Source organism: Bacillus sp. AFS023182, assembly GCF_002560575.1.
Lineage (GTDB): Bacteria > Bacillota > Bacilli > Bacillales > Bacillaceae_G > Bacillus_A > Bacillus_A arachidis.
In genome coordinates, this window is record NZ_NTRO01000021.1 from 48,017 (window position 1) to 73,025 (window position 25,009).

The 25,009-nt window shown below is 33.9% G+C and carries 30 protein-coding genes and 2 pseudogenes; 20 read left to right on the plus strand and 12 right to left on the minus strand.

Annotated features, from left to right (window positions below; genetic code table 11):
* The first annotated feature begins 10 nt into the window (after nucleotides 1–10).
* Nucleotides 11–1,096 carry an AI-2E family transporter gene (locus CN288_RS10775; protein ID WP_098302258.1) on the plus strand — a complete coding sequence of 362 codons (1,086 nt, stop codon included), beginning with the start codon at nucleotides 11–13 and terminating at the stop codon, nucleotides 1,094–1,096.
* 334 nt (nucleotides 1,097–1,430) lie between these two features.
* On the opposite strand, the gene CN288_RS10780 is transcribed toward CN288_RS10775, so the two are convergent.
* The 5 genes from CN288_RS10780 to CN288_RS10800 are packed head-to-tail and all read right to left on the minus strand — an operon-like array spanning nucleotide 1,431 to nucleotide 2,254.
* Nucleotides 1,431–1,571: a YrzI family small protein gene (locus CN288_RS10780; RefSeq protein WP_026591085.1), complete on the minus strand. Its 141-nt coding sequence runs from the start codon at nucleotides 1,569–1,571 to the stop codon at nucleotides 1,431–1,433.
* A gap of 27 nt (nucleotides 1,572–1,598) precedes the next feature.
* On the minus strand, nucleotides 1,599–1,739 hold the full coding sequence (locus tag CN288_RS10785) for a YrzI family small protein (RefSeq protein ID WP_026591084.1): 141 nt from the start codon (nucleotides 1,737–1,739) through the stop codon (nucleotides 1,599–1,601).
* A 29-nt stretch (nucleotides 1,740–1,768) separates the two neighbouring features.
* Entirely contained in the window at nucleotides 1,769–1,912 is a 144-nt protein-coding gene (locus CN288_RS10790; protein WP_026591083.1) for a YrzI family small protein, read from the minus strand.
* 30 nt (nucleotides 1,913–1,942) lie between these two features.
* On the minus strand, nucleotides 1,943–2,086 hold the full coding sequence (locus CN288_RS10795) for a YrzI family small protein (RefSeq protein WP_090689822.1): 144 nt from the start codon (nucleotides 2,084–2,086) through the stop codon (nucleotides 1,943–1,945).
* A 27-nt stretch (nucleotides 2,087–2,113) separates the two neighbouring features.
* Nucleotides 2,114–2,254 (minus strand): YrzI family small protein, encoded by a 141-nt coding sequence (locus CN288_RS10800; RefSeq protein ID WP_026591081.1) that lies wholly within the window; start codon nucleotides 2,252–2,254, stop codon nucleotides 2,114–2,116.
* 459 nt (nucleotides 2,255–2,713) lie between these two features.
* Here CN288_RS10800 and CN288_RS10805 point away from each other — a divergent pair, with 459 nt between their 5' ends.
* From CN288_RS10805 to pssA, 8 genes are all read left to right on the plus strand, one after another.
* A complete protein-coding gene (locus CN288_RS10805) occupies nucleotides 2,714–3,205 on the plus strand; it encodes a hypothetical protein (RefSeq protein WP_098302259.1) in 492 nt (163 codons plus the stop codon).
* Nucleotides 3,206–3,349: 144 nt separating this feature from the next.
* Entirely contained in the window at nucleotides 3,350–3,724 is a 375-nt protein-coding gene (locus tag CN288_RS10810) for a GntR family transcriptional regulator (protein WP_026591079.1), read from the plus strand.
* Between the two features lie 2 nt (nucleotides 3,725–3,726).
* Nucleotides 3,727–4,599 (plus strand): ABC transporter ATP-binding protein, encoded by an 873-nt coding sequence (locus CN288_RS10815; protein ID WP_026591078.1) that lies wholly within the window; start codon nucleotides 3,727–3,729, stop codon nucleotides 4,597–4,599.
* The gene (locus CN288_RS10820) at nucleotides 4,596–5,267 is read left to right on the plus strand and encodes a DUF4052 family protein (RefSeq protein WP_098302260.1); all 672 of its coding nucleotides are present in this window, start codon (nucleotides 4,596–4,598) and stop codon (nucleotides 5,265–5,267) included. The genes CN288_RS10815 and CN288_RS10820 overlap by 4 nt, the downstream gene beginning before the upstream one ends.
* 41 nt (nucleotides 5,268–5,308) lie before the next feature.
* Nucleotides 5,309–5,776 carry a CcdC family protein gene (locus CN288_RS10825; protein WP_026591076.1) on the plus strand — a complete coding sequence of 156 codons (468 nt, stop codon included), beginning with the start codon at nucleotides 5,309–5,311 and terminating at the stop codon, nucleotides 5,774–5,776.
* A gap of 38 nt (nucleotides 5,777–5,814) precedes the next feature.
* Entirely contained in the window at nucleotides 5,815–6,321 is a 507-nt protein-coding gene (locus tag CN288_RS10830; protein WP_026591075.1) for a 2'-5' RNA ligase family protein, read from the plus strand.
* A gap of 212 nt (nucleotides 6,322–6,533) precedes the next feature.
* Nucleotides 6,534–8,894, plus strand: coding sequence for an RNA polymerase recycling motor HelD (gene helD, locus CN288_RS10835; protein ID WP_026591074.1), 2,361 nt, complete (start codon nucleotides 6,534–6,536; stop codon nucleotides 8,892–8,894).
* 615 nt (nucleotides 8,895–9,509) lie between these two features.
* On the plus strand, nucleotides 9,510–10,001 hold the full coding sequence (gene pssA / locus CN288_RS10845) for a CDP-diacylglycerol--serine O-phosphatidyltransferase (RefSeq protein ID WP_090689808.1): 492 nt from the start codon (nucleotides 9,510–9,512) through the stop codon (nucleotides 9,999–10,001).
* A 39-nt stretch (nucleotides 10,002–10,040) separates the two neighbouring features.
* On the opposite strand, the gene CN288_RS10850 is transcribed toward pssA, so the two are convergent.
* From CN288_RS10850 to CN288_RS10865, 4 genes are all read right to left on the minus strand, one after another.
* Nucleotides 10,041–10,538, minus strand: coding sequence for a cytochrome c biogenesis protein CcdC (locus CN288_RS10850; protein ID WP_026591072.1), 498 nt, complete (start codon nucleotides 10,536–10,538; stop codon nucleotides 10,041–10,043).
* Between the two features lie 173 nt (nucleotides 10,539–10,711).
* Nucleotides 10,712–11,533 carry a type II pantothenate kinase gene (gene coaW / locus CN288_RS10855; protein ID WP_026591071.1) on the minus strand — a complete coding sequence of 274 codons (822 nt, stop codon included), beginning with the start codon at nucleotides 11,531–11,533 and terminating at the stop codon, nucleotides 10,712–10,714.
* A gap of 52 nt (nucleotides 11,534–11,585) precedes the next feature.
* Nucleotides 11,586–11,993 (minus strand): 3-hydroxyacyl-ACP dehydratase FabZ family protein, encoded by a 408-nt coding sequence (locus CN288_RS10860; RefSeq protein ID WP_026591070.1) that lies wholly within the window; start codon nucleotides 11,991–11,993, stop codon nucleotides 11,586–11,588.
* 72 nt (nucleotides 11,994–12,065) lie between these two features.
* A complete protein-coding gene (locus CN288_RS10865) occupies nucleotides 12,066–13,265 on the minus strand; it encodes an LL-diaminopimelate aminotransferase (protein ID WP_026591069.1) in 1,200 nt (399 codons plus the stop codon).
* A gap of 183 nt (nucleotides 13,266–13,448) precedes the next feature.
* Between CN288_RS10865 and pduL the strand changes: the two genes are divergently transcribed.
* On the plus strand, nucleotides 13,449–14,018 hold the full coding sequence (pduL, locus tag CN288_RS10870; RefSeq protein WP_026591068.1) for a phosphate propanoyltransferase: 570 nt from the start codon (nucleotides 13,449–13,451) through the stop codon (nucleotides 14,016–14,018).
* A gap of 31 nt (nucleotides 14,019–14,049) precedes the next feature.
* Here pduL and CN288_RS10875 read toward each other — a convergent pair whose 3' ends face one another.
* Nucleotides 14,050–15,252, minus strand: coding sequence for an MFS transporter (locus CN288_RS10875; protein ID WP_026591067.1), 1,203 nt, complete (start codon nucleotides 15,250–15,252; stop codon nucleotides 14,050–14,052).
* A gap of 229 nt (nucleotides 15,253–15,481) precedes the next feature.
* On the opposite strand from CN288_RS10875, the gene CN288_RS10880 reads away from it, so the two are divergent.
* From CN288_RS10880 to CN288_RS29535, 8 genes and pseudogenes are all read left to right on the plus strand, one after another.
* Nucleotides 15,482–16,066 carry a hypothetical protein gene (locus CN288_RS10880; RefSeq protein WP_026591066.1) on the plus strand — a complete coding sequence of 195 codons (585 nt, stop codon included), beginning with the start codon at nucleotides 15,482–15,484 and terminating at the stop codon, nucleotides 16,064–16,066.
* A gap of 240 nt (nucleotides 16,067–16,306) precedes the next feature.
* Nucleotides 16,307–18,007 (plus strand): molecular chaperone HscC, encoded by a 1,701-nt coding sequence (locus tag CN288_RS10885; protein ID WP_026591065.1) that lies wholly within the window; start codon nucleotides 16,307–16,309, stop codon nucleotides 18,005–18,007.
* Complete coding sequence (locus CN288_RS10890) at nucleotides 18,007–19,287, plus strand: J domain-containing protein (protein ID WP_098302262.1); 1,281 nt, start codon at nucleotides 18,007–18,009, stop codon at nucleotides 19,285–19,287. The genes CN288_RS10885 and CN288_RS10890 overlap by 1 nt, the downstream gene beginning before the upstream one ends.
* Nucleotides 19,288–19,362: 75 nt before the next feature.
* Nucleotides 19,363–19,971, plus strand: coding sequence for a DUF1266 domain-containing protein (locus CN288_RS10895; protein ID WP_243765202.1), 609 nt, complete (start codon nucleotides 19,363–19,365; stop codon nucleotides 19,969–19,971).
* Between the two features lie 238 nt (nucleotides 19,972–20,209).
* The gene (locus CN288_RS10900; protein WP_026591062.1) at nucleotides 20,210–20,995 is read left to right on the plus strand and encodes a class I SAM-dependent methyltransferase; all 786 of its coding nucleotides are present in this window, start codon (nucleotides 20,210–20,212) and stop codon (nucleotides 20,993–20,995) included.
* A gap of 69 nt (nucleotides 20,996–21,064) precedes the next feature.
* On the plus strand, nucleotides 21,065–21,265 hold the full coding sequence (locus tag CN288_RS10905; protein WP_026591061.1) for a YvzF family protein: 201 nt from the start codon (nucleotides 21,065–21,067) through the stop codon (nucleotides 21,263–21,265).
* A gap of 112 nt (nucleotides 21,266–21,377) precedes the next feature.
* Nucleotides 21,378–21,566, plus strand: a complete 189-nt coding sequence (locus CN288_RS10910; RefSeq protein ID WP_231503912.1) for a hypothetical protein — start codon at nucleotides 21,378–21,380, stop codon at nucleotides 21,564–21,566.
* Between the two features lie 115 nt (nucleotides 21,567–21,681).
* Nucleotides 21,682–22,003, plus strand: a pseudogene (locus tag CN288_RS29535) (nucleoside hydrolase); the annotation flags it as partial.
* Here CN288_RS29535 and CN288_RS10920 read toward each other — a convergent pair.
* Nucleotides 22,003–22,490 (minus strand): annotated as a pseudogene (locus CN288_RS10920) (DinB family protein). The pseudogenes CN288_RS29535 and CN288_RS10920 sit on opposite strands and share 1 nt — an antisense overlap.
* A 321-nt stretch (nucleotides 22,491–22,811) precedes the next feature.
* Between CN288_RS10920 and CN288_RS10925 the strand changes: the two are divergent.
* Nucleotides 22,812–23,060: a GlsB/YeaQ/YmgE family stress response membrane protein gene (locus tag CN288_RS10925; protein WP_026591059.1), complete on the plus strand. Its 249-nt coding sequence runs from the start codon at nucleotides 22,812–22,814 to the stop codon at nucleotides 23,058–23,060.
* A 94-nt stretch (nucleotides 23,061–23,154) separates the two neighbouring features.
* Entirely contained in the window at nucleotides 23,155–23,550 is a 396-nt protein-coding gene (locus CN288_RS10930; RefSeq protein WP_141527950.1) for a cytosolic protein, read from the plus strand.
* Nucleotides 23,551–23,796: 246 nt separating this feature from the next.
* On the opposite strand, the gene CN288_RS10935 is transcribed toward CN288_RS10930, so the two are convergent.
* Entirely contained in the window at nucleotides 23,797–25,002 is a 1,206-nt protein-coding gene (locus tag CN288_RS10935) for an MDR family MFS transporter (RefSeq protein WP_090689783.1), read from the minus strand.
* Nucleotides 25,003–25,009: the final 7 nt, after the last annotated feature.

Consider the following 25,009-nt stretch of genomic DNA (forward strand, 5'->3'; position numbering starts at 1 on the left):
GGCTGTTTTTTTGAAATTGAAAGTGCACTTTTGGACATTGGAAGTGCTAATGGTTGTAGGGATTATATTTATTTGCACAAAAATATCATTTTTATTTCAACCCATTGGTATATTCATTTCAACTTTATTTTTCCCAATTTTAATCGCTTTGTTTTTATACTTTATATTTAATCCCATTTTAGTGTTTTTAGAAGGGAAAAAGGTTCCTAGAAATTTAGCGATATTGTTGTTATATGTTTTTATCATTACACTAACTGCAGTCTCAATTGGTGTAGTCGTTCCGACGATTTCACAGCAGCTGATGGATTTAGTGAAAAATATGCCAACATATATCAAAGAGGGAAAAGTATACATACAAGAATTATCTCATCATAGGCTATTTGAATGGTTAGCTACACAAAATTATGTATCAATTGAAACGATTGAAAAAAATGTAATGGAGTATTTGAAAGAAATACCAAATACAATCACGTCGAGTGCAACGGCTTTGTTTGGTATTATTACAAACGTTGCATTAGTAATTTTTACAGTACCGTTTATTTTGTTTTATATGTTTAAAGATGGTCATGCATTCCCAAGGAAAGCTGTTGGTTTTTTACCAGAATCGTATCGTGAAGAAGGACTTCATATTATAAAAGAAACAGGCGAAACGTTGTCTGCCTATATCCAGGGACAAGCGCTCGTTTGTTTATTTGTCGGTGCATTTACATTTGTAGGATATATAATTATTGATTTGCCGTATGCTTTCGTTTTAGGGATTATAGCGGCATTTACTAATATTATTCCGAACTTAGGGCCATTTATTGGAGCGGCACCAGCTGTAATTGTTGGATTATTTGTATCGCCCATGCAAGCTGTTTGGGTAATTGGTATCGTAACAATTGTACAGCAATTTGAAAGTAATATTATTTCACCGCGTATTATGAGTTCGAAATTAAATATACACCCTTTAACAATCATTGTGTTAATCCTTGGTGTAGGTAATTTCGCTGGTATTATTGGAATGATTTTAGCAGTACCAGTTTACGCTGTGACGAAAACGATTGTTTCAAACTTGGTGAGATTGATTAAGATGAAAAGAAATAATCGGAAATAAAAAGAATTCATAAGAATCAAGAAAGATACATTGCTTTTTAGCAATGTATCTTTTTTTGATTGTGATGTAAAAAGATTTGAAGAAGGGGGATTGCTGCCTTGTTATATATAACGATTAAAGTTAATTTACACATATAAATAATAATAAAAACGCCTAGTTTTTAAGATGTAATTAGCCGTTTTTATTGTATGATTTTTGCATACTTATTTGAAGTATATGGCCTTTTAAAGGTTAACGAACTATGTGGAATCCCTCTCAATAATCCAAATCATTTTTTTACACCGCGCCATTAACATCTTAATTCACTCCTTTTATAATATTTAAATTTGCATCATTATAGATGTGTATAATACTTGCTTCTACGATCTCGAATTTCATCAGAAACTTTTTTATATTGCTCTTTTTGTACAATTTCAGCTTCAGTTAATCGCTTCTTTTGAATCGTAATCGTTAAAAAGAATACATGAAATTTCATAAATGAATTCCTCCTTTCGTAAAGGAATTATAGGTGACTGCAATAAGGAAGTTGCCGTTCTTTCACTTCATTCATAGCGTGTTGAATTTGTTGTTCGTGTAACATTTCGAACTCAGAAACTTTGTTTTTGTGAATTGTGATAGTTAAAAAGAATACTTGGAATTTCATCAGGTAAATCCTCCTATTTATATGAGTTTTTAGTACATATGATTGTAATAAGAAACTTGACGTTCTTTTGTTTCGTTTATCATTTTTTGAATCTGCTGTTCATGTGAAATCTCAGTTTCAGAAAATTGATTTTTATGAATGGTAATGGTTAAAAAGAATACACGAAATTTCATAAGATGATTGCTCCTTTTGAAAATTATTTTTTAATACATTTGATTATAATAAGAACTCTTGCGATCTTTTACTTCGTCCATAATCTCTTTTAATTGTTGTTTACGTAAAATATCAGTTTCAGATAAAGATTTTTTTTGAAGAGTAATCGTAAAAAAGAAAATGTGAAAAGTCATTAACGAATTCCTCCTTTCGTAAAGGAATTACAGGTGACTACTGTAAGGACTTTGACGCTCCTTTATATCACTCATAGCTTTTTGAATGTGTTGATCATGCACAATTTCGACTTCAGATAATTGCTTTCGTTGAATTGTAATACTGAAAAACAGTACGTGAAAAGTCATTGAATATTTGCTCCTTTCTTAAAGAAATGGTGTCAGAGATTTAAAAGATCGCACAAAAAAGCCACAGAAGGATACGGTTCTCCTGTGGCAGGGCATGAAAAAGCCACAGGTAAGCATACGACCTCCTGTGGCGAATGTGTTAATTAAAGAAAATATCGAACGATTTTCAATTCTCCATTAGGGTGGTCGAACTAATATTTAATTGTAAAACAGGTGCAACATGTAATTTTAATTTCATCATTTCATTCGACCTCCTTTTAGAATTTTTTTCTTACGTTAGTAAGTATATACAATTAATGGATAATTGTAAACATAAAAAATGAAAATTTTTAATTTTGATTAAAGTGCGTATATTTTTGAAAGGAATTGTATGATTCATGATAGGATTTAGAGATGAGATAAATCAGTCAATTTTAGAGGATCATATCTTTTTCATCAAGAGACAGGAGGGAGAGAAAGATGGAGCTGTTTTATAAGATTGCCTATCATCGAATGTACGACCATTATTTATCTAAACTAATTCAAACAATTGGGCACTTACATGCAGAAGAATTATGGAAGCAAGAGGATTCAGCGAATTCAATTGGTGGCATCGTATTACATATTTGTGAGCATATAAAAAGGAATAGTAGCCGTTATTCGAATCCAAATATACATTTTGAAAATGGGATTGAAGAATACTTTCCGATTGTGCAATTGAGTCCAAAAATGTTATGTGAAACTGTACAGAGGACATTTGATGAATGGGAAAAAAGTTATGTTAAAGCTTGTAAGGAAATGAGTAGGATAGACATGCATGATCTGTTTCATTTAGTGGAACATACAGGTTATCATTTAGGACAAGTGGTAGATCGTACAAAATTATTAAAGGGAATGAAGCTGAATTTCTGTCAAAATGGTTTAAATGAAAAGAACTTGAAAGCATGTATAGAAAATACAACCGTTTTATAAATAGTTTTTAGAGAAGTATCATCCTGTAAGGTGTGATACTTCTTTTTTTGAAATAAATTATGGGAAAATATTGAATGAATCTATATTCCTGTGATATGGTTAATTACATAAGTAATGAACCTATGAACCTAAGGTGGTGAAAACGTGAAACCAACACTTGAGCAGAACAAGTTAATATACATACAAATTGCGGAAACAATTGAGGCTGATATTTTAAAGGGGATATTGCTTGAAGAAGAACAAGTCCCATCGACAAATCAATTTGCTAAGATGTTACAAATCAATCCAGCTACAGCAGCGAAAGGGGTAAATTTACTAGTGGATGAAGGGATCTTATATAAAAAAAGAGGGATTGGAATGTTTGTTACAAAGGGAGCAAAAGAAGTTGTATTAAAAAAACGGCAAAATGCTTTTATGACTGAATTTTTACCTAAAGTGTGGGAAGAAGCAAAAGTTCTTGAAATTTCAAAAGAAGAATTAATGAATATGATTCGAAAAATTACGAAGGAGGGGGAATGACCATGATTGCATTCGAAACAAAAGACTTATCGAAAAAATATAGGGGAAAAGCGGCTGTAAATGCAGTAACGATTTCGATGGAAAAACATAAAATATACGGTTTGCTCGGTAGAAATGGGGCGGGGAAAACGACATTATTACATCTTCTTTCTGGACAGATCGTTTCAAGTAGTGGAAGTGTATCCGTATTTGATGAAAATGTTTTTGAAAATAGGAAAGCGCTGCAAAATATTTGTTTTGTAAAAGTGAAAGAAGAAGTTTATTTAAACTATAAGGTGAAAGAGATTTTTAATCTATGTAACATGTTTTATAAAAATTGGGACCAAGCCTATGCTGAAGAACTTACGAGGAAATTTGGGCTTAATGTACAAGAAAAATATCATAAATTATCGCATGGTATGCAGAATGTTGTTGGAATTATTAAGGGATTAGTAAGTAGGGCACCTATTACAATTTTTGATGAGCCGACTACCGGTTTAGATGCGGCGCACCGAGAATTATTTTACAATATGTTGTTAGAAGACTATGGTAATCACCCTCGAACAATTATTTTATCAACGCACTTAGTAGAAGAAGTAGCGCATATTGTGGAAGATGTGCTGATTTTGAAAGGAGGAGAAGTAGTTGTTCAATCAGCCGTTGAAGATTTATTACAGGAAGCCTATTGCATATCAGGCCGAAAAGATAAAGTGGATGAATTTCTAATAAATAAAAACGTTGTACATCGAGAGGTATATGGAAATAAGGAGATTGCTGTTATATGGGAGGGGTTTTCTACTAAAGATTATCAATTTATTGAAAAAGAAGGATTAGAAATTGATAGCGTAACACTACAAAAACTATTTATTTATATAACAGATGATGAGGTGAAATGATGATGCTAATGAAACAATTGAAGTTACATATGAAATTTCATTACAAAGCGATTCTTATATTTTGGATTGTGGCGTTACTTATAAAAGGAACAACGAGTGCAGCGGATTTAAACGGAATAAAAGTAGGATTTTTACAGGATATTTTAAATAATCCTTCGATTGCAATTACATTTTTTATAGTAGTAAGCACTTTTATTATACAGGATGAAGTATTTCGTTTAGTTGTTTCGTTTGGGGTAACAAGACTACAATTTTTTGTTGGGGCAGTTTGTTATATAACATTACAAGCCGCAGTATTTTCATCTCTTCAATTGATTTTTTTACAGAATATAGTATATAGTTCAGAAAGCGCTCGTATAGGGGGGCATTCACTAGGGGGATTTTTTGCACAGTTTTTATTCTACGTTACAATAGCGAGTTTTTTTCAAGTAGTAGTTATTTTTAAACAACGATTTCAGTGGATTGGTCTTGCTGTAGGGGGGACGATTTTCTTAGGGGTAACGAGTGTGCTCTATGGAGAAGTAGGGATAAGAAGTTTCATGTTTATAAATAGTGAAACCTTAATAGACGTACCATATTTTATTATGATTTCAATGGGATTAACTGTAGTCTATATCATAGTTAGTAGTATACTTATTCGTAAAGTTTCCTTTGAGCAAATGATATAAATGATTGTTAGATAAATATTTTAGGAGAGAAGGGACAATGTATGGAGGATACTTCTTCACTATTAACCTCATTTTTATGTATTGCAATGTTAATTTTAAGGAGACGTTATCGATCAATGCATAAACCGATAAAGGGAAATGGAAAGCGAATTTTATTACCACTACTTTTTTTATCACCAGGAATTTTAATGTTTTTTGGTCCTATTCATCCAGCTGTATTATACATTAGTTTTGCGATATTATTTGGGATTCTTTTTGCGCTTCCGCTTATTATACTTACAAACTATGAGAGAAGAGAAGATGGGAATATATATACGAAAAAAAGTGTAGCATTTCTCATTACTTTTATAGGGATTGTAGTTTTAAGGTATGTTTCTAGGAAATATATAATCGATTTGGATCAGCGAACAATAGGCTTATTGTTTTATGTTGTTGCTGCTTCTTATATCATCCCTTGGAGAATTGCTTGTTATATAAAGTTTAGAAAAGTATTTCGTGCAGTTTCATAAAATTGCTGTTTTTGGTTTTGTTGAAGGAGGAATAGAAAATGCGTACTATTTTACTTTTTCTAAATGAGGCGCAAATAGATGAAATTGAAGTGGTTAGAAAAAAACATGATCCTTTATTCGGACTGATTAATCCTCATATTACACTTGTATTCCCTTTTGAAAGCATGGTTACTAACGATGAACTTAAAAAGCACATTATTGAAAGTCTAGAAGGGGTTGATTCGATAGCAATCGAGTTTACAGATCGAATTAGTAATGAAGGAGAGTACTTGTTTTTACTTACTGAAAAGGGAAGTGAAAAAGTAAGTACATTACATGAAAAGTTATATAAAGGGCCTTTAGCGGCATTTTTCCGAAGCGATATTTCTTATATACCGCATGTGACGGTCGGGAGAAAAGAAAATGAAAAAATAGCAAAAGAAATAGCAGAGGAGCTACCGGATTTAAGTATCAACTTAAAATGTGTAATTGAAAAAGTAAGTGTTGAACGTATTGGGGAAGATGGAGAATCAATAATAGAATTTGAAGTGGAACTTCCAAAATAAAAAGGAGATACAAATTTGTATCTCCTTTTTATTGATTTTTCATATATATGTGTTAAAATGGAAAAACGCTCATTGTTTATTTTTATATAAAACTCAATAATTATCCAATTTAATTATAACAAATCGATTACTTGTTTGTCAAACTTTTTATTGAATTTGTTATAGCATTAAACAATGAGCATCAGAACGATTAGTTGATAAGGAGTGGCGATATGGAAAAAACAAATCAAGAATGGAAACAGGAACAACATCGTCTGAAAGAAGTAGTTGGAAAGATAAAAAATCATATTGATACATTAGAGCGATATACGAGTGCAGCAATGAAAGATGTTGTCCAGATTCGAAAACATTTTTGGGACGATGTAACAGTGAATGTTGATAATACAGAAGAGGCTATTGAAACGGCAGCGAGTATTAAACAACAAGCAGAGTTATTATCCGAACGAGAGCAAAGTCATCGCCATGCTTATCAAAAACTAAAAGGACTACAAAGATTACAACAGTCCCCATACTTTGGAAGGATAGATTTCTTAGAAGACGGTGAAAAAAGTGAAGATGCTATTTATCTTGGTGTTCACTCATTCTACGATGAAAATACAGAACAATTTCTTGTATATGATTGGCGAGCCCCTATATCAAGTTTGTATTATGACTATTCTGTAGGAAGAGCAAAATACGAAGCACCTAATGATACGATTTCGGGTGAAATGACATTAAAAAGACAATATGTTATTCGGAATGGCCAAATTGTAAGTATGTTTGATACAGGTGTTACGATTGGTGATAAATTACTGCAAGAAGTATTAGGGAATAACGCTAATACACAAATGAAAAGCATTGTTTCAACAATTCAAAAGGAACAAAACCAAATTATCCGGAATGAAAAAAGTCGTTTGCTTGTTGTGCAAGGAGCTGCGGGAAGCGGTAAAACATCGGCAGCACTTCAGCGTGTCGCGTATTTATTATATCGATATCGGGATTCTCTACACGCTGATCAAATCGTTCTTTTTTCTCCCAACTCGATGTTTAATAGTTATGTTTCCACAGTGCTACCGGAACTTGGTGAGGACAATATGAAACAAACGACATTCCAAGAATACTTAGAGCGTCATGTTGATAAGAAGTTTGAATTGGAAGATCCATTTACACAAATGGAATATGTACTGACAAGAATGGAAGAAAAGAGTTATGAAACACGATTAGAAGGAATTAGATATAAAGCAAGTTCTGATTTTATTGAAGTAGTAGATCGGTATATATCTTACTTAAAACGAGAAGGTATGTTATTTAAAGATATTAAATTTAGAGGAGAAGTATTAATCTCCAAAGAACAAATAAAAGAACGGTTTTATGAATTTGATTCTTCAATACGGATTCCAAATCGAATAAAATTAATTTCTGAATGGCTACTAAAAGAGCTGAAAGAACAAGAAAAAATAGAGAGAAAAAAACTTTGGGTGGAAGAAGAAGTACAGTTATTAGATAAGGAAACATATGCAAAAGTTCATCAGAAATTACAGCAAAGGCAAGAATATTCCCAGGATGCGTTTGATGAATTTGAACGAGAACAAAATATGTTGGCGGCTATCGTTGTGAAAGAACATTTTAAACCACTCCGAAGACGTGTGAAAAAATTACAATTTATTCATACATCAGCAATTTATATACAAATATTTAAAGATCCGCAGTTTGCTAAGCAACTTGTAGAGGAAAGTAAATTACCGCAAAGATGGAATGAAATATGTAAAGAAACAATAGAAAAAATACAAGATTTTTATATGTCATATGAAGATGCAACACCTTATTTATATTTAAAAGATCAACTGGAAGAGTTGCAAAGAAATACATCTGTGCAGCACATATTTATTGATGAAGCGCAGGATTATTCTGCATTTCAATATGCATTCTTAAAACGAATATTCCCTCATACAAAAATGACAATACTAGGTGATTTTAATCAGACCATTTATGAACATGCATCAGAGAATGAATTTTCACAGTTAAGTACGTTGTATGGAGAAGAGCTGAGTGAAAGAATCGTACTTACGCGTAGTTATCGCTCTACAAAACAAATCATTGAATTTACAAGGCAGTTAATTACAGATGGGCATGAAATTGAACCGTTTCAGCGTGACGGTAAACAACCAAGTATAACGGAAGTGAAAGAAGGAAAAGCGCATCATAAAAAGATTGTGGATCAAATCGAGCAGTTGAAGCAAAGAGGTCATAAGACAATTGCGGTTATTTGTAAAACAGCTGAGGAAAGTAAAGAAGCTTATCTTGCACTTCAAACATCATTACAAGTTCGTCTCATTAAGAAAGAAACGAGTTCGTTTGATACAGGTATTTTGATTATCCCATCGTATTTATCGAAAGGGGTAGAGTTTGATGCGGTTATCATCTATGATGCATCAAAGAAAAAATATAGCCGAGAAAGTGAACGGAAATTATTTTATACTGCTTGTACACGTGCAATGCATGAGTTATATATTTATTCTGTAGGGGAAATGAATGCGTTCTTGCAGTCGGTATCCACAGATACGTATATGTTAGAAAATGAAAAGGTTCAATAGAAAACAGGCTACTCTGTAACATTATATAATTGTTAGTACATCACTTATTAGGGAGTGGTGTACTTTTTGTCATATTTAGCGAGAAGACCTCTACCTCAAGCGCGTAACGGTAGGTGGGGGTAGTTCAATTTAGAAGAACTCTATATGACCTTATGTACTATCACATCAAAAATAGTTTTACTACAACACTCGTTTTACTTTAGATAGTATATAATATTACGAAAATAAAGGCTTTTATATCGGGGTATTTATGAAAATATCCACATTAAACAAAACGTTCTCACACAAGAAGAACCATTACAAGAATCTCATTCAAATCCTTTTATTAACGAAGAAGATGTATGAGTGAAATTGGCATGCGAAGCAGTTACGCTAATCTCACCTACAAACGAAAATCATTTTATTCTCTCTGTTGTCGGGATTAAGCGCACTTTAGAAATACTGCTTATTATGCAGTATTTAATTTATAAACCTCAAGTTTGTAACCTTCTTAGATACTTTTCTCTTGTCGAAATTTACTTAGCGTACAGTAGTCATCTATTTTAAAGAATAACAGAAGAATATATAGAAAATGCTACATATATGGGAAGTTTGATCAATTTAGGGGGGACAACCTTGTTCAATCACATAGTAAAAGCTATACCCAATTTATTTACGATCGGAAATTTATTGTGTGGTGTTTTTTCAATTACCTTGAATATGAGTGGCCTTTTGGAAGCAGCCTCTATTTTTATTTTCTTTTCTGCTGTTTTAGACCTTCTTGATGGAAGGATTGCAAGAAAATTGAAAGTGAACAGTGAATTCGGCGTAGAATTGGATTCCTTAGCTGACATTGTTAGTTTCGGAGTTGCTCCTGCACTTCTATTTCATTCGATAGCAGCACCATCTATTTTAACTTCTTTGGCATTTATCCTTTTTCCAACGATGGGTGCCTTAAGATTAGCTAAATTTAGCGTTAAACCAACCATTGGATATTTTAAGGGATTACCTATCCCAGCCGCTGGATTGCCATTAGCTGGAATGGGGTTGTTTTTATATAGCAATGCATGGATTACTTTAATCCTCGCGCTCTTAATGGTAAGTCCAATTAGGTTTAAAAAACTTTGAAAGCCCTTTCAGAAGTACTGAAGGGGCACGTATTCAGTGTTACCGTAAGTCAATATTGTCGTTCGTTTGGATTCGACTTTTGTATAATTGACGAAATTTGATGAAAGAGATAATTCTCCAAGGTAAGATATATCCCAGTGCTACAGTCATAAATAGTGATGCTTTTGTTTCTGGATCTAGCCATTTTAAATAATCACGAAGTAAAAACCGGATAATAAGTACGATGAGAAAGGTAATAATAAAGCTCTTGTTTCTTACAGCATAAATATGCTGATCGGATCGAATTTCATAGTTAGTGGTCCAAATAAGTGGAATTGACAAAAGGAACCCAAAGATAACTGCACAAATCAATTCCCAACCTGAGGCATGTGCTTTTGGATTTAAGATGATGGGAATGCAGGGTAATAACAAAAATAGTATGGGTAAGAGAATGCGGATCCCGTTTCCTTTAATAGGACGATACATTGCTCTAGTTCTACGCCATAAGACCAACGCAGCAACTATGATCACAATAGAGTAAAACGCAGAAGTATCCATAATTTCACTCCTTTACATAATGTATTTCAATTATATGGGAAATATCATGTCATCCACAATATTAATGGATGACATGATATTTATTCAGGGGCCCTTTTTATTATGTAAGTTACATTAAAGGCTAAATTAAGCCGTGAAGTCGATCTCTAGCTCTTCCTAAGTTAATAATAAATTTATTTTGTTGTACGCAATAAGGCCCCAATAGCCCCGCAAAAACCGTGATCTTGCAAGAAGATAGGTTTTTTATTTTGATACACGGTATAATCACCTATAATCTCTTGTAGTTTTTTATTGTTTGAAAGGGTAGATCCAATATAAATGATATGAGCTACATCATTCGCTTCTGCAAATTGAAGGCTTAATGCAGTAACTACTTCACCGACAAGACCTTGAAGGGTTGCAAGTAAATCAGATTTGTTATAATCCACTTCACTGCTAACAGCTTTTCCAAAATTGCTGGCTGTTAAATTACTATCAATAGGGGAAAGAATGCCGTTATAAATATCTCCAACTGTAATATCGAGATTCCGCCTAGATCCTAGTTTTGTATGTTGAATGACTTCTTCAAAACAATCTATATCTGTTAATAATTTTGATAGCCCCATGATAGTTCCTCCGCCAATCCCTGTTCCACCAGTGCGAATATACTTGTTGTTATGGACATAATGAATGGACGTACCGGTGCCGATATTCGTTAAAATAAAGTTGTTTATGGAATGCTTTTCTTGGTCAATGAGATAATGAACACCAGCAAGTGTGGCATCGAATTCTGCAACATACTCTATATTGTATTTTTCTGGAAATGTTGTTTGTAACTGTTCAGCTTTACCACCAGTCAGAGACAATCTATTTATATATTTATTTTTATTGAACCAATCTTTAATTTTGTTTTGCTCATGTGAGTAAAATTTTTCGAAATGCAATTCATTGTCATCATCAAAATAAGCGATTTTTGTTAGTGTTCCTCCAGCATCAATACCGACGGCGCTCTTCATTTTTGCACCCCTTATCATTGTGTAATAATAATGAACATCTATCATTGACTCTTTATGAAGAAATGTAAACTAATAATTTTTCAACTGTAACAATTGGTTTACCGTTTACAGAAGCAATTCCTTTTCCAAGAATAAATCCTCGTTTGTTTCGCAGAACTTCATATTGCAAATCTAGTTTGTCACCAGGTGTAGCGGTTCCATTAAATGTTACACCGTCTAATGAAGAGAGAAATCCTAATCCAGTAGAATTGTTTGTTCCTACGAACGCACCAAGCTGTGCAAGTGCTTCTACAATTAGCAAGTGAGGCATGTTATTTTGCGACTCCGTTATAAACCATTCATTATTTGTTATGAACTTATATCCTTTAACGGATCTTCCATCTTCAATGTCTGTGATTCTATCAATCATTAAAAATGGGTAGCGATGAGGAAGTATATCGTTAATATTCTTGATATTCATAAAGGTCTCCGATCTTTAATCTTTAAATGGGAAAATAATAACCCCTGCTAAAAGCAAGCAGGGGATTTGTAATTAATTTTTGACTAATACATCTGCTTTTTCAAGAGAAAAAATACCACTCTTTTTTATATTTTCAACAACTTGTTGTAACACTTCTTTATCTTGGACAAGTGCGATACGCACAAAACCTTCACCATGTGGTCCGAAAGCATGACCAGGAGTTACAACAACATGCGCACGATCCATCAATGCATAAGCAAATTCTAATGAAGTCCAGCCTATTGGTATTTCCGCCCATACGAACATACTACCAATAGGTTTATCAACATGCCATCCGAAAGAAGCAAAACCATCGACTAAAGTATCTCTGCGTTCTTGATAGATGATACGATTTTTGGCGCAGAAGTCGGCACCGTGACGTAAGGCAACTGATGCTGCCTTTTGAATTGGCAAGAACACACCGTAGTCTGTATTTGATTTAAATTGTGTTAGTGCACCTACAATTTCTTTATTTCCAATCATATAACCAATGCGACTACCAGCTAAGCTATAGCTTTTGGATAAGGAATTAATTTCAACACCAACTTCTTTGGCACCAGGAACAGATAAGAAACTGATTGGTTTCTTTCCATCGTAATAAAATTCTGCATAGGCAAAATCATGTACCACAATAATTTTGTGTTGTTTCGCGAAGGTAATAACTTCTTTGAAGAAATCTTCATGTGCCATTGCTGGAACTGGATTTCCAGGGAAGTTCAATATCATCATTTTTGCTTGTTTAGCAATTTCCTCAGGAATGTCTTGTAAATTAGGTAAAAAGTCATTTTCTTTTTTTAAAGGCATGAAGTAAGGTTTTGCACCTGCCATTTGAATACCTGTTTCATATGCTGTATATCCAGGATCAGGTACTAAAATAAGATCACCTGGATTTGCAAAAACCATCGGCAAGTGAACGAGCCCATCTTGGGAACCCATCAATAATAAAACTTCATTGTTTGGATCTAATTTAACATGGTGATTGTTATCGTAATATTCAGTTACGGATTCGTGAAATTCTTGAATACCTGATAAAGTATAACCGTAATTTTCTTTTCCACTTGCTGTATGTACCATAGCTTCTCTTACAATATCAGCAGGAGGCATATCTGGATTGCCGATACTTAAATCAATCATTTTGTGACCTGCTGCAATTTTTTCTTTTTTATAAGCTGCTAGTTCACTAAATATAGAAGATTGGAATGCTTTCATTCTAGTTGCTAACGTATAAGTCATCAAAACCCCTCCTAAAAAACTGTGTTTTCAATGATCTACTTTTTATATTCTTTTATTATTCTGAAAACACATAATTATATTTTAACACTTTTGAGCCAGAATTCAAAATGTAGTTGTGTAAAAAGAAAAAGAAGGAAAGACTAAAGAGTATGAATGCTACTATATAATGAAGAGGTGTTTCAGGTGAAACAAATTCCAATCGGCGTATCAAATCGGCATATCCATCTGACAAACGAAGATTTAGAAAAACTTTTTGGGGAAGGATATGAGCTAGTGGTTGCAAAAGAACTCTCACAACCAGGAGAATTTGCAGCAAAAGAAACAGTAACGATTAAGACTGAAAAGGCAGAAATCTCAAAAGTCCGTATTCTTGGTCCTATCCGAAAGTTTACACAGGTTGAAATTTCAAAAACAGATGCACGTAAGTTAGGAGTAGATGCTCCGATTCGAGCGTCAGGTAATATTGATGGAACGCCAGGAATTACTCTTATTGGTCCAAAGGGCTCTTTAGAAATTGAAAAAGGCGTAATCATCGCTGAGCGTCATATACATATGACACCTCAAGATGCTGATACCTTTCAAGTGAAAGATGGACAATATGTAAGTGTTAAAGTAGAAGGAAACAGAGGATTGGTTTTTAATCAAGTACTAATTCGTGTAAAAGATACTTACGCATTAGATATGCATATCGATACAGATGAAGCAAATAGTGGGAGTATAACAACCGGAGACTTTGGACAACTCTTACAATAAGAAAAAATCCATCTCAATGTTGAGATGGATTTTACATGTTTGATACTTTGGAAGTATTTTTAGTTGTTTGCTTTTGTTTTGATAACGACATAAGGATAATGAATAATGAAATGACACCGAAAATAAGCACCATATACTGCAATCCAATTGTATCTAAGAAAAATCCCGTTCCAAGTAAGACAATTTGGAACATGACCCTTTCAAACATATTACGGAATGAGAAAAGACGTCCGTGATAGCTTTTTTCAACTTTCGTTTGAAAAACTGTCGACATGATAGGAAAGAAGCAACCGACACTAAATCCGAATAGCCCGAATGATACAAGTGCCATCCAATTTACATCACTAAAGAACAGTGAAAGATGTGCAAAAGCAGTACAGAACGCAAAGAAGTATAGCAATTTTTCTGGTGGGAAATACTCGGACAGACGTTTAATAACGAAGGCTCCTAACATAAATGCGATCCCTTCAATCGTATAAATAAATCCTTTTATTGTTGTATCATGTTGCATCTCACTAATATTAATTACCATCAAGTTAAAACCGCCAATGAATAAAAGGGGAATGACGCTTAAAATAAGTGCACAAAATGCGATTGGAATTCCTTTTAAAATACGGAATACTTCCATAAAACTGTTGTCTTTTTCTGTTTTTTTATTTGGGGTATTGTTTTTTTGATCTTCAAATTGTAATAGAAATGTTGATAAAAATAATAGTGCATATGCAATCATTGAAAAAGCGTATATATATTGCAAACTCATCATAACAAGCAAAACGCCACCTAAGGATGTACCAACGATACGAGCAATTGTCCCGATATTCATATGAACACCATTCATCTGTAATAGCTCATGTTCACGAACGATAAGTGGAATAACTGATTGTAATGCAGGAAAATAAAACGCAGCTGAAATTTGAATGGCAATCATAAAGGCAATCATAAAAGCAATACTTTCATATTGAATAGCAAAAAACATAAAAACAACGCTTATAACGCGACCAAACCCTGCATATAGAAGGATTTTTTTCTTTTCATATTGATCAATCATTCGGCCAGCCATTGGTCCAACAAGAACACCTGCTAATAGTCCAATAAACATAATCATTGATTTCATAAAATCGGATGGTATATGTTTTTGCATGAACTCTAGATTACCAAGAATACCGAGCCATAAACCGAGTCCTGCAACAAACTCACCGCTTAGAACAATCCAGACGTTTTTATTACGCCACATAACAAAACCTCTCAGTCTTATAAAATAGGAAAAATTGTATATAAACCCTCCTTTTATTCATATATTTCAATCGTTCTTTTTTGAATCAGAGTCTATATTACGTGTTTGATAACGGAAATTCAATCTTTTTGTTTGGGATGAAAAATTGAATTTATAAAGCTAAAAAATCAAATTTACATATTAGAAAATACATTGGAATAAATTTAAAATGTATGAGGGAGGGATACTCATGATTCAACAATTTTTTAAAAAATTGTTCGACGAGTTTTTGCAGGAGCAGAAAGAGGAGATAATAGCAAAGCTTTGTTTTTGGATTGCATATTATTACATATCAGTCCCAAAATATATGGTGAACTCTAGTGGTATTCTAGTACATATGAATCAAACGCACGAAAGCTATACATATGATACAATTGAAGATTTTTTACGGGAGTATAGTGGGAAAACAAGAGGAGCGCTCAATTTTGAAAGTAAAATATACTATATTAAATTTGAGGAAATAATTAGGGAGAAGTGCCGTGAAATGATTTATGCTTATTACTCTCCGCGTTTTATTGATAGACATTCGTTATTATGTAAAGAGCTATTAAGAGAAATAGGTGTAGGCAAAACAGAAATTGAATGCGGAAGTTTCTATACATTGATTTTTAATTTTTGCGCAGAAACAAAGGATTGGGTCGATGAGTACGAAGAGGATGTGTTAAAAGAACTATTTGTATTGTCACTTTCCTTCGTCGTACAAGCATATGGTTTAAATGTATATAAATATATAAAACATGAAGATCGGAAGGAAGTAGAGTGTTTAGTTCATTGAATAGAGAGGACTTACTTGGTTCTTTACGTTTAGAAAGACGAAACTGTAGTTTATTAGGCTGACTTTCGATAACACGAATATGCGTTCAACATTCGTATATGGAGGAGTAGTTACACGTAACAAGATTGTGTTTAACTAAACTAATATAATGTTTTATCCCTTTGGAATTCCTTGTTTTTACATACTTTTCCTAATTCTAATGATATAGTAAAATATAGTTAAAAAAGAGAGGGGATTAGTATGGCAACAATTGGAATTGATTTAGGAACAACGAATAGTTTAGTAGCCTCTTGGTCGGAGGATGGTGCGACCCTTATTCCGAATGTTCTTGGCGAATTTCTTACACCATCGGTAGTCAGTGTTGATGAGAGTGGTGAAATTTTAGTAGGGCGTATTGCAAAAGAACGATTAATTACTCATCCACAACTGACAGCATCAACTTTTAAACGTTTCATAGGAACAGAGAAAAAATATGAACTAGGTACTTATACTTTTTCTTCTGAAGAACTCTCATCTTTTGTTATTAAATCCTTGAAACAAGATGCAGAGGATTATTTAAATGAAGTTGTTACGGGTGCTGTGATTAGTGTACCTGCATATTTTAATGATGCACAGCGTAAAGCTACAAAGCGAGCTGCAGAAATTGCTGGATTAAAGGTTGAGCGCCTCATTAGTGAACCAACAGCAGCTGCAATTGCATATGGATTATATCAAGAAGAGTCAGAAACAAAATTTCTTGTATTTGATTTGGGTGGGGGTACTTTCGATGTCTCCATTTTGGAATTGTTTGAAGGAATAATGGATGTGAAATCAATCGCTGGTGATAATTATCTTGGAGGCGAAGATTTCACAAGAAGTTTAATGAATTTTTTTCTTGAGTCACATCAACTTGATTCCGATTCTCTTGATTCGAAAACGTTATCATTAATTTATACACAGGCAGAACGTTGTAAGCTTACTTTATGTGATGAACATGCTGCGAATATGAAGGTTATGATAAATAATAAGACATACGAAACTCGTATTAACAGAGGCGAATTTGAAAAAATCGTAACACCACTTCTTTTACGACTTCGTTATCCTATAGAACGTGCACTGCGTGATGCCTCACTGGACCCGAAGGATTTAGATGCTGTTATTTTAATTGGTGGGGCGACGAGAATGCCGCTTATCAAATCTGTTATTTCTAAAATGTTTGGACGTATGCCGTATGCGAATATAAATCCCGATGAAACGGTTGCCTTAGGTGCTGCAATTCAAGTTGCTCTAAAAGAACGAAATAAGGCGTTAGAAGAAGTTATCTTAACCGATGTTTGTCCATATTCCTTAGGAACAAGTGTTGTTCAAGAATTAGGTGATGGAAAGAAAGAGTCTGGGTATTTCCTCCCAATAATTGAGCGGAATACACCGATTCCTGTAAGTAGAGTGGAAAGACTTTATACTATTATGGATAAGCAACAATATATACTTGTAGATGTGTATCAGGGAGAAAACCGTATGGTAGTAAACAATTTAAAACTTGGGGAACTCAAAATTAAAGTACCCCCAGCTCCTGCAGGGAAAGAGTCTATTGATGTCCGATATACATACGATATTAACGGTATTCTTGAAGTTGAAGTAATAAGTACAACAACTGGAGAGAAGAAAAGAGTCGTTATTCAACAAAATGCTGGAAATCTTACAGATGAAGAAATTGAGTCTAGACTTTTAGAATTGAGAGACATTAAAATTCATCCACGAGATCGAGAAGAAAATCGATTGCTTCTAGCAAAAGGTGAACGACTTTATGAAGAATTTCTTGGTGATGAACGGAAAAAAATTGCTATATTGCTACAACAATTTGAAAGTGTACTTATGACACAAAATGATAAAAAGATTAAAGAAGCCGCTAGTATTTTAAAAGAACATATCGAGAGTATAGAAAGGTGGATCAATCGTTAATGAGTATTTGGAGTACGTTAGAGATTGAATCGACCGATGATATTTCAGCTATAAAAAAAGCTTATGCAAAACGTTTAAAAATACATCATCCAGAAGATGATCCAGAAGGGTATCAACGGTTGAGAGAGGCATACGATCAAGCGATTAAAAGTGCGAAGCAAATGAAAGACAAGCCGCTCGTTCAACTAGAAGAAATGGATGGGCATGATAGAGAGCCTATAATCTCTCCATGGATTGACAGCAACGCCGAAATCGCTACTACCGTTATTGCAGAGCACCCAGTTTATTCATTTATGGAAAGGATTGAGGCACTTTATGATGATTTCTTTGCACGAATGGAATCGGAAAACTGGGAAGAATTATTGCGTTCTGATGTGATATGGGATGTTCAATACGCAGCAGCACTTCAAGATCAATTAATAGAGTTCCTCTTATATCATTATTATTTTCCACATTCAATTTGGGTGTTGCTCGACAATGTTTTCCGTTTTAGTGAGCAAAAAGAGGATTTGGAAAGTGAATATGGTGAAGAAAATGTGCAGTTTTTATTAGAGAGAATTAGCGGATTAAAGGGGATGCGTTATGACGTTTTCGAGAAGGACAATCATTTCGATTTCGAAACGTATTTTTATTTACGAGAAGAAGTACAAAGGCAACTTATAGCGAACGAACTAAAAGCCGTAGATGAAGTGTTAACTCGTGCATATTCAATGTATCAAAAGGATCCAGAGTTGTTACGTATGCAAGGTATTTATTATTTACGTACAGAAAATCAGGAACGTGCACTGCAATCATTTAGCGACGTATTGTTAATTGATGCGGATGATCCAGATGCTTTATTGTATCGCGCTCGTATAAATTATAACCGTAGCCAATTTGACACTGCCATTAAGGATTGTGAACATCTGCTTTCGATTCAACCGGAGCATATGGATGCTATGTTGATGATGACGAAATGTTTAGCTAAGATAGGGGAGTTAGAAAAAGCCGAAGATAAGGCGAAAGAGGCGCGAGAAATCGATTTGAACCGCGTGGAATTTGCTTCATATATCAATGAATTATTTGTTAGAAATGGAAGAAAAGAAGAGAAGCAGAAGTTAACAAAGAAACATATAATGAGTTATATTTTGTATTATACTTTCATGTTTTTAAGACGTACTTGGATTTATGTTGTATTATTCATTATTACAATGGTAACCCGGTTGCCGCTTCAATATTTCTTTCTCCTTCCAATTATTTGGGAATTATGGAAATTTTGCAGACTGAAAATTAAAGCATAAGGAGGAGACAGGGTGCTAGTTCTAGGGAAAAGAAAGCAGATTGACCAATATTTTCGCTGCTTGTCCACAGTATGTTTGGATACTCATTTTCTTATGAATTATTATACTGAATATGAATTTACTTTCATAAGAGACCGTATACTTGGTAAAAAGCATTTAAAAAAAGCGCTGAGAAAATGTGGTTGTCAAGAACCAGCAGCGCTAAAAGAGAGAATTGAGTGGTTTTTAGAAGAGGGGTCGCGTTACGAATTTAATTCTATGCGCAATCAATTAAGCCCTCTTTCAGAAGCGAGGAGGAAACAGTTACCTAAAGATCAACCCGACTATGAAAAACTTTATGTCGCTAATCATGGGTTACATATGTTACCGGATTCGGGGATTGCTGCATTTGATTATGCATGGTGTATTTGTTTGAGCCGGATTGGTAGGAGATTAGGTTATTTATCCAAAAAGGAAGCGAATCATTACATGGTGCAAGCAGCAAAACTTGCCCAAAACTCCTATTCGGATTGGAACGAGTATTTTCTTGCTTTTCATATCGGTAGTCATTTTAATAAATTGGACACAGAATTTATAAATCAGGACAAGTACAATCTTAATTATACGCTTAGAATGTTTAGAAGTAAGGACTCATACGTGAATACAATTGCATGGGAAAACGAACTGCTTACAGATTTGAATTAAGAATATTTTTAAAGTGAAAATTCTGAGAATCGTTATTTCTCAGGATTTTTTTATTATTCAAACGGTGTTTCGTTGCGTAAAGAGTGTATGCTTGGCGTGATAAAAATATAGAGGGGATTTTGGCGAAGTTAAAAAGAGAAGGTACAAATAAACTTCTATACTACGATGAAAAGAGGATATTTATATATTCTTGCTGAAAAAGAATATGTAAATATATGTTGAAAGAAGTTGATCCAGAATGAATAATGAAGAACTTATAAAGACTCAATTTGGTAGTAACGCTGAAAAGTATGTCAAAAGTCAAATTCATGCAAAAGGGTCAGATTTGCAATACTTAATGCAGCAAGTTCAAGATCATAAAAATGCTCGTCTTCTTGATATTGCTACAGGAGGTGGACATGTAGCGAATACATTAGCACCATTATTCAAAAGTGTAGTTGCTCTTGATTTAACGGAACAAATGTTGGAAAAAGCAAAAGAATTTATTCATTCTAATGGACATGATAACGTTTCATTTGTAGCTGGAAATGCTGAGAATTTACCATTCTCTAATGCGTCATTTGATACAGTAGTATGTCGTATTGCAGCACATCATTTCCAAAATCCATCTCAGTTCATTCAGGAAGTACATCGAGTATTAGAAGAAATGGGTTTTTTCGTTTTAATTGATAATGTTTCTCCAGAAAATCCAGAGTATGATACATTTTATAATTTTATTGAGAAGAAACGTGATCCGAGTCACGAGCGGGCTTTGACAAAAACAGAATGGATTTCATTATTAGAAAAAAACGGTTTGCAAATGCGATCATGTATTACATTTGAGAAACAATTTAATTTTGATTGGTGGTGCGACATGATGGATGTGCCACAGCAAACGCGCTCAAAGTTAACAGATTGTATGATGAAGACTTCAAATGAAATAAAGGAGTTTTTCAAAATTTGTTTTGAAAATAATAAAGTAGAATCGTTTTATACTGAGATGGCGCTCTTTGTATGTCAAAAAAGCCCAACTTTAAAAAGATAATTATCTTGCAGCCTTTTCCAGATACGTTATACTTAATATGGAGAAAAACAAGATTGAGGAGTAGTAAAAATGATTCGTGTACGTATTGAGGGAACTGAAAAAGAAATTGTCGAATTTTTGGAGAGCATGCCTGAAATTCCTGGATTTGAGAAGACACATGTTAGGGAGCCAAGAAAAGGAAATAATCCCAAATATGATGCAAGTAAGAATGTATTAGCATATTTGTCTTATAAAAAGAGGGAAACTGCTGTTAATAATAAAGTCCTTTAACATTGAACTCCCCCCACCTACCGTTACGCGCTTGAGGTAGAGGTCTTCTCGCTAAATATGATAAACTTGTTTCATTTCCACATGGTTAAGTGGCACTTGGTTCAAGTTAGATATGATGGGTGGTACAATTAAAACAATCGGTTACGCATTGCCATTTGCTCATGCGGTTGATGCTACACGATTTGCTTTATCTGGTGAATACCGTGATCTGGTTGTACCTTTATTATGGGTAGTTGGCAATACGATTATTATCTTTGTAATTGCTGTTTTAGGTTTTAAGAGGAAAATGAAAGCTAACTAAGTTGTATTCATATTTAAAAAATGAACGTTAGTTGAATATAAGGAAAACAATTGTATTATCTCTTTATAGCTGCCAGCAAATAGGTGGCTTTTTTATTTTTTATTGTTTCACCGCCTTGTCTTTTTCACATACTAATAATAGTAGAATATGATAAGGAGGGGGAAGAGAGTTAATAAAAAACAATCTTTTTTTGGAGATTTTGGTATCAATGATGCGGCTGCTTTAAATTGTGCTGATAAAACATGTAATATTGATATCCTTGAGATTGTAACTGAAATGTTTATGTTACGAAGGTAAAAAATAATGAAAGGAGCGAGCCGACCAATGATGGCGGAAGATCCTTTGTTTTTTCGGAAATCCATGGAAATCACGGCCTAGGATCAATTATTCCGCCGAATAGAGAATTATTCTCTTCAATGTGTAAATATCAAGCACCTTAGTCCCAAATACCTGGTCGATCTATCTGCATCGTTCTCATATAATCTAATATTTGTCCTGTATGAACACTTTCATGATACGCATTCGTAGTAGCATATCACCTAAAGAGCGAATATATCCCGTGTATCCAAGTTCAGTTAGGTTTGAACGATTTATTTTTATATTTTCTAATTCTTCATTTGATAAAGATTTTATAAAATCAATAAACAGTTCATGGTATGGTTGTGCAAAATGGAGTTCGTCCGAAACAGATGTAAATGCTCTTGTCTCATAAGGTGACGTTACATTTTGTGCATCACCTTGATTTTTTAATATTTGCAGATAAATGTATTCAGCTTCTAAAACATGTCTTATCATCTCTTTACAACTTAATGCCTCAGCATCTGGTCTCCAATCTAATGTATCCTCAGGAATAGTTGTCCAAACTTTTATGCTTCGTCTTCTCACTTCTGATGGGTTTAATAATAGTAAATCGACTTTGTTCAATTTATGCTCCCCTTTTCATATGTTCATTTTACTGAATCTTAAGAAAAATAAAAAAAACATGCGTTCTGTTTGTGGAGCCTTTGGGGGATTATACATGCACCCATTAAACCCAATCTTGAATAATTAGATCAAAGAATAAAGATATAGATTATGTCTCCCGTAAAATCCTTGTTGACGATGGCAGTGTTACTTTAAATCGTTTGGGTTAATCGTATTTTTACAACACACAAGTTAAAAGTATAACTTAATAAAAAAAGTAACATAACTAATGGTAAGCGATGATTTAGGATTATTTTTTTATGATATGAAGGAGGAAATAATATGGCATTCATATGGTCATTAATTGTTGGTGGTATTTTAGGGTGGCTAGCAAGTTTAATCGTTGGTAAAGATGTACCTGGTGGTGTAATTGGAAATATTATTGCTGGGATTATTGGTTCTTGGCTTGGAACATTATTATTGGGTACGTTTGGACCGGTTATCGGAGGTTATGCAATTATTCCAGCATTAATTGGTGCAATCATTTTAATATTTATTGTTAGCTTATTACTGCGTGCATTGCGAAAGTGAATTAAGTGGATTGCTGTCAATTGTCAGCAATCCATTTTTGTATTATTTGTCCTAATCTGTTATGCTACTGTTATACAATCAGGAGGTGTCAGCATTGAAATCATTTACAGTAAACTTTCATCAAGAAGACAATGCAAAAGCAACAACAGTACATAAATTAAGTGAAGAGGACTTCAATAAAGTAACAGAAAACGGTACTCGCCATCTATTTGATTTAGATACAAATGTAGGATTCTTTGTATTCTTTGATGCGGAAGATGCAGAAGGAAACGAGCAATACTTAATGTTACAATATGAAGGAGATCACGAAGAACCAAGTGCTTGCTATGGATTTGATTTGAAATTATTCTATCAATTTTTAGCATTATACTTAAATGATCTTGAGTTCCAAGGTGAAACAGATGAAGAAGAGGAAGAGTATGGTCCGATTCATCATTTGGCTCATTTACTGTACCATATTGTTGAAGATGGTAAAGATATTGAGGTATAAATACATATTTAGGGCTGCTCTTTAATGGGCAGCTTTTTTTAATGGTTTATTTTTTCAAAACAGTACTTATATCTAATTTTTTCTCATAAGCGCCTGTAATATTACGATCGGTATAAACGAATAACCGGCGGGGATACAACAAATTGCATTAAAAGTAATTATCCAAGGATCGTATCTCTGTATTTTCTCTAGAAGATAACATGAATAATGGTGCTGGTTAGTAAAGAGAAGAAAAAAGCTGTTCTTTTACAAAGACAGCTCTTTTGATTTGTTGCGCTCTACAGAAGAAACAAAATAGGTTTGGATGATTCCACCGATTATTAATAAGCAAGCACAAATATAAAATAGGGTACTGCCGTTTACATGGCCTAATACCATTGCTCCAATAACGGGACCGCATGTTCGAGAAATGTCCCAGTGTATGCCGTAAATGGAAAAATATAATCCGCGCATGTGACTTGGTGCGATTCCTGAAACAAAGCGGAGTAAGTGATTTAAAGCAATGCTTTCACCAATTGTAAGGAAAAGCAATGTAAAGAAGAGTGACCATAATGTTGTAGAATAACCATAACCGATGGCTGCCAATGTATAAAAAACATATGAAATCATGATGATTTTTGGCATTGAAAATCGTTCAGACCATTTGACAAGACCAACTTGTAGTATGATTTCCATAATTGCTCTACAAGTTGAAATGAATGCGAGAACGAATAAGAAATTTGGAAAGATATTCTCTGCAAATACACGATAATTTGTTTCAGTTTGAGCATAGAAAAAGCTAATCGGAAGAGTAGATATCATAAGTCCGAATACGGCATAATGCTTAAAAATAAATTCTTTCTTTGTTGTGACTTGTGTTGATTTTTGAGCTGTTTGAATGATTGGCGCTGTTTCGGGAAGCTGCGTCCATACGAGAATGGCATATAGCAGGAGAGCCATAGCTTGAATTATAAATAAGTATTCAGGATGACTGTTATAAATAAAGGCACTAATGAACGGACCAATTACAGCTCCGACTGCTCCCACTGATTGAAGAACAGCAAATATTTCCGCTTGTTGTTCTGGCGCAGTTAAATCTGCAATTTGAGCACGCTGAGCAGGAATGTATAGGGAGCGGCCAACACCATTCATTACATATAACAAAGCAAAGAACGGGACTGATGCAGCGAAAACAAATCCACCGATTGCAATTGCCTGTATGAATAATCCAAGTAACATAATTTTCTTTCTACCGTACTTATCTGTTACGCCTCCAGCAATGATTGTGAATATGATATCAGAAAGTGGTTGCAAGCCAAAGAGAAGCATCGTCAGGACGACATTTCCTTCTAAAGCTTTATTGACATGTACAATAAAAATTATTGCTAACATCGCCTCAGTTGTTCTTGTTAACAATTCACCTAGTAGTCGAATCCAAATCGGTTTACTATAACGTTTTATAAGAGTTTTCATTCTTTAT